At 52.4% G+C, this 14,913-nt stretch carries 14 protein-coding genes; 9 read left to right on the forward strand and 5 right to left on the reverse strand.

All coding sequences use genetic code 11. The annotated features are described in order from the left end of the window. Positions 1-62: 62 nt before the first annotated feature. Together KJW29_RS13315 and KJW29_RS13320 are read left to right on the forward strand one after the other, a co-directional pair. Positions 63-785: a MerR family transcriptional regulator gene (locus tag KJW29_RS13315; RefSeq protein ID WP_214630119.1), complete on the forward strand. Its 723-nt coding sequence runs from the start codon at positions 63-65 to the stop codon at positions 783-785. Between the two features lie 134 nt (positions 786-919). Continuing rightward, entirely contained in the window at positions 920-1,309 is a 390-nt protein-coding gene (locus KJW29_RS13320) for a helix-turn-helix domain-containing protein (protein ID WP_214630120.1), read from the forward strand. Here the strand turns inward: KJW29_RS13320 and KJW29_RS13325 are convergent. After that, positions 1,263-1,421 carry a hypothetical protein gene (locus KJW29_RS13325; RefSeq protein ID WP_214630121.1) on the reverse strand — a complete coding sequence of 53 codons (159 nt, stop codon included), beginning with the start codon at positions 1,419-1,421 and terminating at the stop codon, positions 1,263-1,265. The genes KJW29_RS13320 and KJW29_RS13325 overlap by 47 nt on opposite strands. Before the next feature lie 392 nt (positions 1,422-1,813). On the opposite strand from KJW29_RS13325, the gene KJW29_RS13330 reads away from it, so the two are divergent. The 6 genes from KJW29_RS13330 to KJW29_RS13355 all read left to right on the forward strand — a co-directional run bounded on the left by KJW29_RS13330 (position 1,814) and on the right by KJW29_RS13355 (position 10,564). Further along, on the forward strand, positions 1,814-3,901 hold the full coding sequence (locus KJW29_RS13330) for a right-handed parallel beta-helix repeat-containing protein (protein WP_214630122.1): 2,088 nt from the start codon (positions 1,814-1,816) through the stop codon (positions 3,899-3,901). Positions 3,902-3,943: 42 nt separating this feature from the next. Continuing rightward, positions 3,944-6,286, forward strand: coding sequence for a helix-turn-helix domain-containing protein (locus KJW29_RS13335; RefSeq protein WP_214630123.1), 2,343 nt, complete (start codon positions 3,944-3,946; stop codon positions 6,284-6,286). 267 nt (positions 6,287-6,553) lie between these two features. Beyond that, positions 6,554-7,477, forward strand: coding sequence for an ABC transporter permease subunit (locus KJW29_RS13340; RefSeq protein ID WP_246608708.1), 924 nt, complete (start codon positions 6,554-6,556; stop codon positions 7,475-7,477). 18 nt (positions 7,478-7,495) lie between these two features. After that, positions 7,496-8,386 carry a carbohydrate ABC transporter permease gene (locus tag KJW29_RS13345; RefSeq protein WP_214630124.1) on the forward strand — a complete coding sequence of 297 codons (891 nt, stop codon included), beginning with the start codon at positions 7,496-7,498 and terminating at the stop codon, positions 8,384-8,386. Positions 8,387-8,436: 50 nt separating this feature from the next. Further along, complete coding sequence (locus tag KJW29_RS13350) at positions 8,437-9,984, forward strand: ABC transporter substrate-binding protein (RefSeq protein WP_214630125.1); 1,548 nt, start codon at positions 8,437-8,439, stop codon at positions 9,982-9,984. A gap of 217 nt (positions 9,985-10,201) precedes the next feature. Continuing rightward, positions 10,202-10,564 (forward strand): c-type cytochrome, encoded by a 363-nt coding sequence (locus KJW29_RS13355; RefSeq protein ID WP_087570219.1) that lies wholly within the window; start codon positions 10,202-10,204, stop codon positions 10,562-10,564. A gap of 69 nt (positions 10,565-10,633) precedes the next feature. Here KJW29_RS13355 and KJW29_RS13360 read toward each other — a convergent pair whose 3' ends face one another. Together KJW29_RS13360 and KJW29_RS13365 are read right to left on the reverse strand one after the other, a co-directional pair. Further along, positions 10,634-11,464 (reverse strand): sugar phosphate isomerase/epimerase family protein, encoded by an 831-nt coding sequence (locus KJW29_RS13360; protein ID WP_214630126.1) that lies wholly within the window; start codon positions 11,462-11,464, stop codon positions 10,634-10,636. A 30-nt stretch (positions 11,465-11,494) separates the two neighbouring features. Next, positions 11,495-12,304: a phytanoyl-CoA dioxygenase family protein gene (locus tag KJW29_RS13365; RefSeq protein ID WP_214630127.1), complete on the reverse strand. Its 810-nt coding sequence runs from the start codon at positions 12,302-12,304 to the stop codon at positions 11,495-11,497. Positions 12,305-12,404: 100 nt separating this feature from the next. On the opposite strand from KJW29_RS13365, the gene KJW29_RS13370 reads away from it, so the two are divergent. Then, the gene (locus KJW29_RS13370) at positions 12,405-13,232 is read left to right on the forward strand and encodes a helix-turn-helix domain-containing protein (RefSeq protein WP_214630128.1); all 828 of its coding nucleotides are present in this window, start codon (positions 12,405-12,407) and stop codon (positions 13,230-13,232) included. Between the two features lie 79 nt (positions 13,233-13,311). On the opposite strand, the gene KJW29_RS13375 is transcribed toward KJW29_RS13370, so the two are convergent. Together KJW29_RS13375 and KJW29_RS13380 are read right to left on the reverse strand one after the other, a co-directional pair. Further along, complete coding sequence (locus KJW29_RS13375) at positions 13,312-14,172, reverse strand: formylglycine-generating enzyme family protein (protein ID WP_485020619.1); 861 nt, start codon at positions 14,170-14,172, stop codon at positions 13,312-13,314. Between the two features lie 159 nt (positions 14,173-14,331). Next, complete coding sequence (locus tag KJW29_RS13380; RefSeq protein WP_246608709.1) at positions 14,332-14,880, reverse strand: chromate transporter; 549 nt, start codon at positions 14,878-14,880, stop codon at positions 14,332-14,334. Positions 14,881-14,913: the final 33 nt, after the last annotated feature.

Here is a 14,913-nt window from a genome sequence, read left to right on the forward strand (position 1 = left end):
GTCATGTTACTTTAAGGTATTAAATGAAGGTTCGACGACGGCGAATAGAAAGGGTGAGCTTGATGGGACAAATCAGGATCTGGAAGCCGCTGCAAATCGCCAAAAGCCTCCAAATTAGCACAAGCGCGCTGAGGCACTACGAGAGCTGGGGGATCGTCCCTCCGCCCGAACGGTCGCCGAGCGGATATCGGCTCTATACGGACGAACATTACGCCTACTTCGCTTGCATTCGCGCCATGTATCCCGGCTACGGTATGGATACGGTAAGGCAAGCGATGTCGCTTATCATCCAGAAACGTATGCACGAGGCGATGTGGCTGATCAACAAATGCCAGGCATCGCTTCACGAGGACAAAGTAATTGCCGAGAGAACGATTGAACTGCTGGAGAAGGAAGACTTGTCCGAGGCTGACCGGAGAGGCGGGCGCGGCAAAATGACGATCAGCGAAGCGTCGGAGCTTACAGGCGTGCCCAGCACCGCAATTCGCCATTGGGAGAAGGAAGGATTATTGGAGATTCCTCGCAGCGAGGATAACGGATATCGCTGCATGACCGGCATACATGTCCGGCAAATCTCCATTATTCGAACGCTCCGTGCGGCTAATCACCCGCTGGACGTCATTCGCGAGGTCATGGTCCAGCTTAACCATAATCATATCGGAAATGCGCTTCGAATCGCCCGCGAGGCAAGCGATTATTTAGATCATCGACTTCGGAATCAAGTCAAGGGGGCACACTATTTTTATCGATTATGTCTGGCAACGGGGTTAATGGATGAGGGCTAGCGGCAGAGCGATAGAGACACTCAAAAATTAATTTTGCGGACAGAAAGTGGACAATAATATACCTTTTGTATCATTTTCTGCTATAATAAATGGCAACGACATGGGTCTCGCGGACTAAGGAGGAGCCAATGCAGATGGCAAGATACGGAAAGAGAATCGCGGAGCTCCGCAAAAAGAGGGGAATGAACCAGGAGACGCTGGCCGGGCTGTTGGGCATTACGAGAGCGTCCCTGTCCCATTACGAGACGGATCGCAGGGAGCCGGACTTCGAGATTTTGACGAAGATGGCCAATTTGTTCCGAGTGTCATTTGACGATCTTATGGGCCGTACGCAGCATGTGGCAACCGACCCCGAACATCATATAACGGAATTTTTAAACCGCGTCGAGTTGGCCGACGATCAAATTGAAAGCCGTTACGAGCTGACCATAGACGGTCGCAAGCTAACGCCGGACGAGACGCAGCGTTTCATTGCTTTCATTCGTTCTGAGCGAGCTGCACATTCGGATCGGACAGGCTACTAGCGGGTTCCTTGCCGACTTCGATCAGATGCGCGATGGACTCCCAGCTGATGCCAAGCCGGTCGAGGATATCGCAAACATCGAGCACGACTGCTCTACTGTTGCTTTCTACCATATCATTACCCTCTTTCCGCCCAACATTGGTATGTACCCGAGTTCATTATACTAACGTCGGGCGGATTCGTAAACGGACATCATTTGTCATCCGATAAGAAGTTTTGTCGAATGTCCCCGGATCGAGCCTCAACTTGACATTTAATCGCAAATTCTACGGCAAGCGCTCGAAAGCCCTTCTCCCGCTTTCACTCCACTCCCTTCCAATCGATTAAGTTCACTCTTTCGCTCAAATCACCCATCGACTAGTCAATGCCCTCCAACCTCGGGCCCCAAGCGGGTCTACTGTGAAAAAACAGATTCAGTGTACATTATTGGAATACTCTTGCAGCCCGCCATAACGCCATATATAACTATAGTTGAAGAGACAGATCAAAGGGGGAATGCGATCGTATGACCAGGACGATCTACGTGGCGACGGATGGCAGCGACCGGGACGGAAACGGTACTGTGAAAGAGCCGTTCGGAAGTTTGGATCGCGCCGTGCAAGAAATACGAAACCTTACCGCAGCCGGACTGCTCAAACCTGTTACCGTTTATATTCGGGGCGGTTGTTATGAACGGTCAGAACCGTTATCGCTTGACGAAAGAGATTCCGGCACTCCGGAATGTCCCGTCACTTACCGCGCCTATCCGGGAGAAGAGGTCGTCATTACGGGCGGCAAAGCCGTTACGGGGTGGGAGCGGATGGAAGACGGGATTTGGCGAGCGTCCTATGATCTCGGCTACGTTCCTTCGACTTTGTATGCGGATGGTCGTCGCGTCCTTCAAGCACGCCTGCCGTCTGTTGGCTATTATGAGACGGATACTCCAATCACCCCCCTACACGATCATAGCCTAGGCATCACGTTCAAAGAAGGCGAAGCTCCGGAGATCCCTGCAGGCGATTGCCGCTTGTCCGTCTTTGTATGGCCCGGGGAAGGAGAATGGAACTGGTTTTCGGAGACGAAAACAGCCGTTCATTACAACTCAGCCAACCGATACCTCTCCTTCGGCAGTCCCGCTTCCTGGCCGATCGGCGAAGGTTCGAGATTTTATATTCAGGGCTCGCTTGCATTTTTGAGGGCACCGGGCCAATTCTGCATCGACGAAACTCAAAGATACGTGTATTATTGGCCGGCGGACAGCGGCGCGGATCCCAATGAACAGACGATCATTGCGCCGGCAATAAGGCGAATATTGCAAATACAGGGCTCCAGTCCCGAACTTCCCGTATCGGGGATCACCTTCTCCGATCTGACGTTTTCGGGTACGGATTTTTTCCCGGAATACCGCATGATGGAGAATAACGTAGAGCGGAATGAGCATCGCGAAGGACTCATCTATATGAGAAACGCGGCGAATATACGGATCGAACGCTGCAGGCTGCTGCAATCGGGAAGCTGCGGCATCTATCTCGACAGGGATGCAGCCGGCATCAGAATGGACGGCAACATCATTGCAAGCTTTGGGCATATCGGCATTAGCCTTAGCGGATATGCGCCGGGCGAAGGTGCGTTTTCCGGCCCCGCTGCAGCCGACCGGAACGGCCATCATGCCATTACGAACAATTACATCGAGCATGGCGGCGAGCTTGTCGGCCATGGCTGCGGCATCTTGCTCTACCAAAGCGGACATAACTTGATCGCGCATAACCGCATCTCCCATATGCCGAGATACGGGATTTCCATGAAAGGGCTGCGGTACGGCGAGATGCCCGCCGAATTGTACGGCTTAACGGTAACCTGGGATAATCACTGGGACTTCCTCCACACGCGGGAGAATCTCATTGCGGGCAACGATATCTCAAGCGTGATGGAAGACAGCCAGGACGGAGGCATGATCGAGGCTTGGGGCGTCGGACGGGGCAATATCATTACGAACAACGACCTTCATGACAGCGGCATTCATTTCTCTTTTGGATTCGGCATCTATCTCGACGATGCGGCAGACGACTTTACCGTCTGCAATAACGTCATTCGAGGTTTATACAGCACAGGTCAAGGGAAACTGTGGATGTTGATCTTCTCCAAGGGGATCGGCAATCGCATCTTCAACAACCTGCTTGTCGATAATCCCATGGCGATCTCGGGCATCGGCTCGCAGGAAATGGCCGGAGAGCAAAATAAAGATATCGAAATCGCTTCCAATATCGTTTATAATTCGGGAAACCTTTATTATTTTGTCAATTACGCCGACGAACGGTTCGCTTCCGCCGACCGAAATCTGTATTGGCGGAACGGAGAGCCTTGCCGAATTGCCGGAGAACTTCCTCTTGCGCCAAAAGGTCCCGACGAACTGGGACGGAACGTTTACGAATGGTCGCAATGGCGCACTCTCAGGGAGGGCAGCTACGATGCCGCTTCTCTATGCTGCGATCCCCTGTTCGTCGACCGAGCCGCCGGCGATTTTCGGCTGCAAGCCGAATCTCCGGCCTATTCGGTTGGCTGGCAGGACATTGCGCTCGGCGAATTCGGTCCCAGGCAGTCTTATCCCGTGTGATGTAACGACCTACTCATCCTATGCTCGGGGGGCTTGAATACCATGAAAGTCGTGTTCGGCTTCTATAAGTCCAAAAAGTACTTGCAGCGGGTTATGCTGTCCATCGTGACGACGATGGTGCTTGTTCTGGTCGTGTCTTCGATCACCAACACTTATATGCTGGAGAGAACCGTCAAGCGCATCCAGGAAGACTCCAACCTTAAGGTGCTGTCTCAAATTCGCTATAATCTGGCTTACATGAACGACATGATCTCCAGACTTTCCAATTTCGTTTACCGCGACAACTTCCTGATCCCGCTTATGTTCAGCACGGAATTGCCCAAGATGGATCTCATCAGGGGCCACAGGCAGATGGCCAATATTATGGAGAGCACCTCGTTCCTGGATTCCATGGTCATCTACAACAAGTCGCAATCGGAGCTGTACGGCACCAGCGTCAACTTTATGCTGGACGGGGGCATAACGAAGGAGCGTATTCGGAAAGCGCTGATCAACGACCGGCCGCATCCCACCAACCGACTTATTCCCATGAGTCTTAACGGCAGCGTAAACCGGATCGATACGTTCGCATTTATTGTCACCGATTCATTGAAATCGTTTTCAGAAACGCAATCGGCTATTATCCTGTTCATTAAGTCGGATTGGGTATTCGACAGTCTAAAGAAGATGAACGTAACGAGCGGGCGCGACCTCGGAGAAGTCTATATTCAAACGGAGGACGGCTCCCTGTTGACATCCGATGCCGGCGCAAGCTACACGGGCGAGGAGAATCAGAGCAGGCTGACGCAACTCGTTCATACGGACAAGGTAGCGCAGGGCGGAACGACTTTGGGATTCGTCATCGGAGAGGTTGCGGACAGGAAAAGCATGGTTACGTATATGGATGACAGCCTGGGAGCCTGGACAATTCTGTATATACAGGACTATAAACAGCTTATGTCGGAAGTAACCAAATCGCGCAACGGATCGCTGGCGATTTCCGGCATTTTCCTGCTTTTCGCCATCGCCGTATCGATCGGGTTGTCCTATAAGCTCTATAATCCAATCGAAAACATGCTTAAGCAAATCAGGCCTTATCTGGCTGCGACCAATCGAAAAAACGAGCCGGCTGCCGGCGACGAGCTTGGTCTCATGAGCGAAAATGTGAAGCAGCTGTCGGACCAGCTCAAAGAGATCAGCTCCGAGCAGATCGTAAGCAAATATTATGTCAGAAGGTTTCTTACCGATAGTCTTCTGTTCTCCCATGCCGATATGCAGCATCTGATCGAAAAACATAATCTTAACATTAAAGCCATGGACGGTCTGCTGGTCTGCGTGCTGAAGTTCGATCACTTCGCCGCTTACGACGGCAAGGTCAGCAACGCGTCCAAGCTGCTCTACAACTTCGCGATCGTTAATATCGCTGCCGAGATCATGGGCAAGTCATACCCTTGCGAAGCGGCAGAGATGCGAGGCGATCACTTCGTACTCATTTTGTCCAAAGTGCGGCAAGAAGATGCTGCTGCAATCGAGGGCGTCAAAGGCATGCTGCGCGAGGTACAAGATACAATCGACCGGTATTACGGTCTGTCGCTAACTAGCGGCATCAGCGACCCTATCTCGCAGTTCCCTTCGCTCTCCTCGGCGTATGCGCAGGCGCTGCGCTTGTGCCAATACAAGCTCGTTAAAGGTCACAAGTCCATCATCTCGTCAGAGGATGTGCGCGACAATCTGACCGGCAAGCAGTCCGATCTCCCTGATGGCGTGACGCGAAAGCTGACCGAAGCGCTCAAGAAAGGTCACTTGACGAACGCCGGAGGCGAATTGGAGAAGGCGTTTTCCCTAATCGCGGGCTACAATTACGATGACATGATTCGTGCCGTATCCAACCTGGCCTTCCAACTGAAAAACGTAGCGGGAGAAATCAATGACAATCGAATTGTCGCCTTTACGATCGATATGGAGAACCTGCATCAGCTCCTGCAAGAGAAGGAGACGCTTACGGAGATGTATCTCTCCCTCCTCTCGGTATGCAGCCAAATTTGCGAAGGGCAACGCCCCGCCAATATGGAGCGCAACGAGATGATGCTAGAGACGGTAAAGGAGCTGATCGAGCAGCGTTTCACCGACATCAATCTTAGTCAGCAGTCTATCGCGAGCACGGTCAAGCTGTCTTCCGCTTATATCGGCAAGCTGTTTAAGGAAAGCTACAACATGTCCATTACGGAATACATGAACGAGGTGCGTCTTAACCATGCACAGAAGCTTCTGGAGGGAGACAGCTATACGATCTCGGAAATTATGGACAAATGCGGCTACGCGAATCAAAGCTACTTCTTCCGCCTCTTTAAGGGCAAGGTCGGCACCACGCCGAAAGAATACCGGATGAAAAAATCGTTAACCTGACCGCAAGCGATAACGAAGCAGCTCCTGTTACTCGGACCTTCCCGGCCGGCAATCGGCCGCGGAAGGTCTTTTTTGCTGTCATAAAGTCTCTTGAATCCGAGCCGTCACTGTATTTCCTGCGGAATTGCAGAGAATCGAAAATTGTACACTTCGGCAATACAGCTATTCGCAAACTCTATTCTATTCAGCCCGCCTCTTCCCGTGGCAAGATGGCTTCAGCGACGACGCCGCACACCAATCGATACAAAGGACGGAGGAGATCCTAAAGTGGCCAACCGGCTGTACAAGGAATGGAAGCTGATAATCAAAAATCGGGAGCTGCTAGCACTCTCCTTGCCGGGCATTCTATATAAGCTCGTAATCGCTTATATCCCGATGGTCGGACTCATTCTCGCCTTCAAGTACTTCAGGTACGACCAAGGCATCTTTGGAAGCAAGTGGGTCGGACTCGACAACTTCGAGTTTCTGTTCAAAGCCCAGGATGCCTTCCGCATTATTCGCAACACCTTGCTGTATAACGTGACGTATATCATTCTCGGAACCGTTGCCGCCTTGCTGCTTGCTTTGCTGCTGAACGAGTTGCACGGGAAGCTGGTCAAAATTTATCAAACCGCGTTGTTTCTGCCCTACTTCATCTCGTTCGTACTCGTCGGATATATTACCTCCGCATTCCTCGATCATAAGGCGGGTTACCTCAACACCATGCTTGCCTGGTTCGGGATGGATCCGCACAAGTGGTATCTGGAGACGACGCCATGGATATTTATCTTGCCGATCGTCGCCTTATGGAAGGGAATCGGCTTTTCGACTCTCGTGTATTATGCCGGCATTACCGGCATCAGCACCGAATATTACGAAGCCGCGAGGCTCGACGGCGCTTCCCGCATTCAGATGATGTGGCGCATCACCCTGCCGCTTCTGAAGCCGCTTATCATTATTTTGTTTATCCTGGGGCTCGGCAACATCTTTAGAGGCGACTTTGGCTTGCATTACTTCGTGCCTAACAACGTCGGACCGAACTTCCCGACTACGGATATTATCGACACCTACGTCTATCGGGCGCTCACGAAGCTCGGAGACATTAACTCCGCGGCAGCCGTCGGCTTCCTGCAATCGGTTGTCGGATTCGTTACCGTCATCACGGCCAACTTCATCGTGCGCCGCATCGACCGGGACAGCGCACTATTTTAAGAAAGGAGCAACACAGCGATGCCTACCGCCAAACGATTCAACATCATGAACGGCTGCATCAATCTATTTTTGACGATTCTGTGCTTGATGATCGCCCTGCCGTTCATCCTGGTCGTTGTTATCTCCTTGACCTCGGAGAACAGCCTTGTGCAAAACGGCTACCAGTTCATTCCTAAGGAATGGTCGCTGGAAGCGTATCGCATCACGTTCGCACAGCCGGATCCGCTGATCCGCGGTTACTTGGTCACCATTATGATAACCGTCATCGGAACGGTTATTTCGCTCCTGCTGACGGCGATGACCGCCTACCCCATCTCGCGCCGCGACTTCCGTTACAACCGGCCGATTACGTTTTATATTTTTTTTACGATGCTGTTCAACGGCGGCTTGATTCCGTTCTACATTCTTATGACGCAATATCTGCATCTAAAGAACTCGCTTATGGCCCTTATCATCCCGGCCCTTCTAAGTCCGTTCAATATCATGATCATGAAGGGGTTCCTCGACAAGATCGGCAAAGAGATCATCGAATCCGCCAAAGTGGACGGCGCCAGGGAAACCCGGATCTTCTTTACGATCATTCTGCCCTTGTCCACGCCGGCTCTGGCCACATTAGGGTTATTCATTTCCTTCGGCTATTGGAATGAATGGTACAACGCGCTGCTGTTCATCGACAATGACCGGTTCGTGCCGCTGCAACTTCTGCTTGTTCGCATCCTGACGCAGATCGAGTTTCTTGCGAACTCGCCTCTGGCCCAGGTGGCCGACAAGCTGGCCTTCGCGAACTTCCCGACCATGTCCGTCCGAATGGCTATGGCTATTCTCGCCGGCGGTCCCATGCTTGTCATCTTTCCTTTCTTTCAGAAGTATTTCGTGAAGGGTATTACAGTAGGTTCCTTGAAAGGATAAGGGACGACTATTGTGCCAAATATAGAAAAACATACATTGGAGGGTTCAACGTGAAAAAAGAAAAAACGACCGTCTGGAGCAAATGGGTTCCTCTCGTCCTCAGCTTAGGCTTAATGGCCGCCTGCTCCAATACGAACAACGCTCCCGCAGCAACGAATGCGCCAAGCGCCGGCACCGATCCCACCTCAGCCGCCTCGGAGATGCCGTCCCTGCCTGAAGCGAAGCTGACTTTCATCTATCCCGTAGCCTCGAATCCGGGTCCGGATCAGAAGCTGGTCAATGATGAAATCAACAAATATCTGAAAGAAAAAATCAACGCCACCGTCGACTTGAGACCGCTTACGTTCGACGAGTACGAGCCGAAGCTTAACGCCATGCTCGCCGCGGGCGAAAACTTCGACATCGCTTGGAGCTCCAAAGGCTGGCTCGGCAATTATCAGCCGTACATCGACCGCGGCGCCTATCTCGAGATTACCGAAGACATGATCAACACGTATGCCAAGGAAGCCCGCGCCAATATACCGGACAAATTCTGGCCGGACATGAACGCCGTCGACGGCAAGGTATACGGCTTCCCGATCTATCAGGTCGCCGCCAAAACCAAAAGCTTGGTCATTCAGAAACGTTTTGTCGACAAATACAGCTTGGACCTGGCTTCCATTCAAACCTACAAGGATATCGAGCCGTTCCTGAAGCAGCTCAAGGAGAACGAACCGGACATCATCCCGCTTGGTCTTGCACAGAACTCGTGGGGACTGTACGCTAACCGCGACGAGGTTGGCGAGGGCATGTCCGTGACGTACAAAAAAGACGATCCGATGTTAAAGATGGTGAGCGGTCTGGAAGCGCTTGACAGCAAAACGGACTATTATAATACGATGCGCGCCTGGTATCAAGCGGGTTATATTAATGAAGATGCGCCTATCATCCAAAACATTAACGATCTCAAGGCTAAAGGCAACGTAGCCGTCGGCCTTGAATTTACCTCCAAGCCAGGCGGCGAGGTTGGCGAAATGGCCGTAAATGGCGGCAACGAAGTCGTCTACGCGCCGATCGCGGACAGCTACTTCACGGGAATTGCCAGCGCCATGCATGTCATTAATAAAGGTTCCAAAAACGCGGAACGCGCCCTTATGCTCATTAATCTGCTCAACACGGACCCCTACTTGTACAATCTGATCTGCAACGGCATCGAAGGCAAACATTATACGAAAATCGACGACAAGTTCATCGAGCCGATCAAGGATTCCGGTTATGCGCCTAACGGCGACTGGGTATTCGGAAACCAGTTCAATGCTTACTTAAAGCCGGGTCAAGCACCCGACACTTGGGAAAAAACGATCGAGCTCAACGATAGCGCCATCGTCCCTGCATCCAGCGGCTTCGGCGTCAACGAAGAAAACATGAAGGCGGAAGTGGCCAATATTACGGCCATCAACAACGAATATCGCGTCGCGCTGGAATCCGGATCCGTCGATCCGGCCAAAGTATTGCCGGAATATCGGGCCAAGCTGGTCGCATCCGGTCAAGAGAAGTTCGACAACGAAATCAATGCGCAATGGGAGCAATTCAAAAAGGATAAAGGGATCGGACAATAATCTTTTAAGCCTTCCCGCCCGCTCATGGAAAACCGTCGATCAGCCTGGGCTGACGGCGGTTTTCTTTCATGAAACGGGTCAAATATGAACAATGTTTGACAAATTAAAAAACCTTATTCCCTGGCTGTGTATAGTCCATGCTGCTTCTTGAAAAAATAGCTAATAAGTGCTAGAATCTGAATTTAGGTGAGCCTGTCAGGGAAGGAGGTTATGGGGCATGCATAAGTGGATTATGGCAACATTGCTCGGAGTAGCTGGCCTGTTGGCCGTATACCTGCTCACGTTTAATCTCCCGGAGAAAGAGGAGCACGTAGCTGAGGAGCAGTTTACCGTTCCCGATACGCCTGTGGATGCTGCAACTGCCGAAGCGTTTTACAAGAGCAACTGCATGGGATGTCACGGCGATCAGTACCAAGGCGCTATGGGTCCTGCGCTTGCGAATATCGGCAGCTTGAGAAGCAAAGAAGAGATCTACAAGACCGTACTAAAAGGCAAAAGCGGCGGAATGCCATCTTTCGAAGGCAAGATTACGGAAGAAGAACTGATTAATCTTACGAATTGGCTGGCGGAGATGAAGTAACAAACTCCACGGCCGTAAGCCCCGCCCGGCGTTAGCGCCAGGCGGGGCTTATTATATTTCACTGATTGTCTAGGATGGCGCCTTGCTATGATCCTCTCCGAGGCTCCAAGCTTTGTAGAGTTGCTTCATATAGGTTGTCATCCAGCCATTCACTTCCTGCAGATCGGCAACGGGAGCACCCGTTTCATGATGGATCGGCATATAACCCGGAGGACCGAACTCCGCGGTAAATGTCGCGAATGCTTCCCCCCGCTCTTTGCGTAGCAGCAGCATACGGCGCCACCAGCCGCTAAACAGCTCCAGCTCCCCCTGGAAAGCTTCTGCCGCGGGATGAGGCACCTGCGGGCCTTGGGGGTATCCGATCCTTCCGTGGATATGAACCGTTCTCTCTATCGCGAGAGACAGATTCTCCTCCTGATCCTGCAGATGCGATTCGCAGACGTTTACCCAATGGCTGAAATCCGCTGTAATTTTCAACTCGGGGAATTGGCGGAGCAACCGGGCCGTCGTCCATGGAGTGAACAAAGGTCTGCTGCGATGCGTCTCATGACCGACCGGTATGCCGAATTGCTTCTCGATCCTTAACGCGCCTTCGTAAAAGGCATCTTGCTCGGACTCGCTCATGCTGTCTCTTGCGCTTTGGGCGTTGATGAGAACGGGACGGAAATCAGCCGCCCGCTCTACCATCTCGCCGAAACTTGCGAGATGATCGCCGAATGTATGGATTTGCGCGATAAACCGCAGATCGAGCCGTTCCAGCGTTTCTTTAAATAGCGTTTCCTCGTCCGCGGACGGCAGCACCGTCTCGACGCCGTCATGACCGGCTGCTTTGGCCGCTTCCAGCTTCTCCGTCAGCGTTCCTTCCATACCCCACAGCGATTGATACGTGCGCAATCTCACTGTAAGTCCTCCTTTTTCGCAATCGTACGATTAGTGCGGATAAGCTTTGTCGAATTCCACGCCGCAAGGTCCGCCGTCATCGTTTAACTCAAGATCGACGGAAGTGCCGTCCTCGCGGAACAACGGACGGTAAAAGCCGCTTATACGGGACGCGGATGCATTGGCGTAATGGCAGATAAACGCTCTGCGGAATCTGTCCTTCGTCTTGTTCCGGTAGGAACCGTGTATCAGGTTGCCATTAAAAAATAGAACATCGCCCGGATCCATAACCGCCGGTACGACAGCCCGGTCTTTGGGCGGCTTTACATAATGGGTTGTAAACGATTCCCCAGAATCCGCAAGCTCCGGACAACTGATCTCATGCTCCCCCGTGCGCGGCACAACCAGCAGTCCGCCGTTCTCCATGTCCGCAGCGTCCACTGCGGTCCATGCGGCTATGCAATTGCCCGGCTCCACTTGCAGGTAGAAGTTGTCTTGATGCAGCGCCTGACCTCTCGAACCTGGCGGCTTGTAGTAGAACATGCTTTGCGCGGCTAACGCTTCCTCGCCGTACAGCTCTCGCAGCACCGCCATAACAGGCGCATGAAGCATATACTTCTTCGCGGTATCGTTGAACCGGTGCGGTTGCATGACGCGCGGGTATCGCTTCAGCGGATCTTCCGTCCCTGCCTCCATATCGGGTTCAAAAAATCCAGGCACTGGATTCTGACCGATTCTCTCAAATGTATCCGATATTTCGGCGAGCTCTTCCGGCTGGAACAGCCCTTTCACAATAACATAACCTTCCTCTACAAATTGCCGCATTTGCTCTTCGCTTAATATACGAACCTGCTTCTCCATATCTCTTCCCCTCCGTTTGCGGATCCATGATTGTCAATTCGATATTGCTTTCTTCATGGTTTCATTATAGAATTTCGAACCAAGAGGGGGAATAACGATAATGGTCGATAACCATAACAATCCTGCTGCAACGACTTTCACTCCTCCGCCCGGCGTCCTGGTCTCCGGCCACTTCCAAGAGACGTATGGATACGAGGTCATCCGACCGGAAGGGACTCGCGATTGGCTGCTGACGTTGACGGTGGGCGGCGTGGGCGAATACCGCCTGGGAGATGAGGTCATTAGGCCTGCGGATGGAGATATTATACTGATTCCGCCGGGAACGCCCCATCATTACTACGCGCCCGAGCATGGCTATTGGGATTTTGTTTGGGTTCATTTTATCCCGGAGCTTCGCTGGCTTGAGCTTCTGCGCATGCCGCAGAACGGGAGTCGCATCATGACTTTCTCCTTGGGCACATCTTCAACCTTCATGCGAATGAAAAGCGCTTTTCTTCGGCTGGTTCGCGAAAACCGGCATACGGGACGCCATGCCGAGCTGCTATCCCTTAACGCGTTGGAGGAAGTGCTTATTCATCTGGCCCAGCACGCGGTTACGACGGATCAACGGCTGGATGAACGGATCGCCGATACGCTGAATTATATGATCGACAACCTGAACGTTGCTCACGCCATTCCGGCCTTGGCCAGCCGCGTGGCGCTTTCGCCGTCCCGCTTCTCGCATTTGTTCAAGGAACAAACGGGGGACTCCGTTTTGGAGACGCTGCTTAAGCTGCGGCTCAAGCATGCCGCTAGGCTGCTGAAGCATACCCCTTCGCTAGTGTCCGAGATTGCCGGCCAGGTCGGCTTTCAAAGCCCTTTCTATTTCACGAAGCAATTTACCGCGATGTTCGGCGTTAGTCCTTCCGATTATCGACGGAAGGAGTAGTTTCATCATTTCCTATAAAACGAAAAAACCTCTCTTCCGCAGTCTCGCGTAAGAGAGGTTTAACAATGAACAGTGTGCGTTAGACGTCGCGCACGACCCTGAAGCCGCAATTGCCCGTCGAGCTGTCGGGCGTATTGGAGCTTCGAGCTGCCACCCTGTAGCGGTTGCAGTAAGAACGATGGCAGAGATAGGAGCCGCCGCGCATGGATCGGCTGGCGGTCTGCTTGCCGTATAACGGATTAACGTCTGATGTCGTCCTGTGATAATCCGGAGAGAACCAATCCGCGCACCATTCCCATACGTTGCCGGACATCTGGTACAGACCATAACCATTGGGCTTGTACGAATGGACAGGCGCAGTACCGACATAACCGTCGCTTGCGTTGTTCTTCACAGGAAATTTCCCCTGCCAAATGTTGCATTGATGCTGATCGTCCTGCTTCAGCAGATCGCCCCAAGGATACGTCTTTCCCTCGAGACCGCCTCTTGCCGCATATTCCCATTCCGCTTCGCTGGGCAGACGGACTCCGGCGAAGCGGCAATAGGCATTGGCATCGTTCCATGAGATATGAACGACGGGATGATCCATCCGGTCCTCGATCGACGAATCAGGACCTTCAGGCGCCGCCCAGTATGCTCCCTCCACAACAAGCCACCACGGCACTCCTTGCGGCACCGTCTTCACCTTCCTGCCTGTCTCCTCCGACACCAGCAGATGGAACACGAATGACCAGCCGAAAACCTCGGCTTCCGTGCGATACCCCGTAGCTTCTACGAATTGGCTGAACTGGGCATTCGTAACGGCATACGGCGACATGCGGAACGATTTCAACCCCACCTGTCGTACCGGGCCCTCCCCGTCATTAGGGAAACCCTCCCTTGTGTCCGTTCCCATCAGAAAGCGGCCTTCCGGAATGAGGACCAGATCGTCATGCAGCAGGACGGGGTTATCCGACTCCTTTTTCCACCGTTCCAGCTTGATGAGACCGCTTGCCGCCGACGGTTTCGTCTCTATATGGATCCCATCGCGCGAAGCCGCGCAGCAGGATGGCAGTTTGTCTTCATTCAAGATCCTATTCCCCCTTGCTTGCTACAATATTTAGCTATATAAGGCAATACCGATTAATCCGGATATAATAAGAATCGTTAATGGATGTTTGCGAAGCAGCAGCAACGCCGCAAGCGAACCCGCGAAGATCAGGAGCTGGCTAAGCGTAAACCATGATATCGACGTCACAAGCTCGTTACGCACCGCAAATACAACCGCTGCATATAGAATAAGTCCTGTAATAACGGAACGCAACCCGTATAGCGACGACTGGACCCACTTGTTCTGATGAATCCGGAAAAATATCGTTCCTACCGCCACGATAATGACCAAAGATGGCAGCACCATGCCAATTGCGGCAATGATCGCTCCAGCAATACCCGCTTGCTGCATGCCGACGAATATGGCAATATTTGTAGCGATCGGTCCAGGCGACATCCCCGCCACTCCGATCATATCGGTAAACTCCGTCACGTTCATCCAGCCATGCCGTTCGACGACTTCTTGCTGGATAATCGGAATCATGGCATATCCGCCACCGAAAGCTATGAAACCGACCAGTAAGAACGTCAGAAACAGCTCCAGCAGAATCATCCTCATCGCCTCTCCCATGTTAGTGCATGTTCCCAACCT

The organism is Paenibacillus agaridevorans (assembly GCF_018604145.1).
GTDB lineage: Bacteria > Bacillota > Bacilli > Paenibacillales > Paenibacillaceae > Pristimantibacillus > Pristimantibacillus agaridevorans.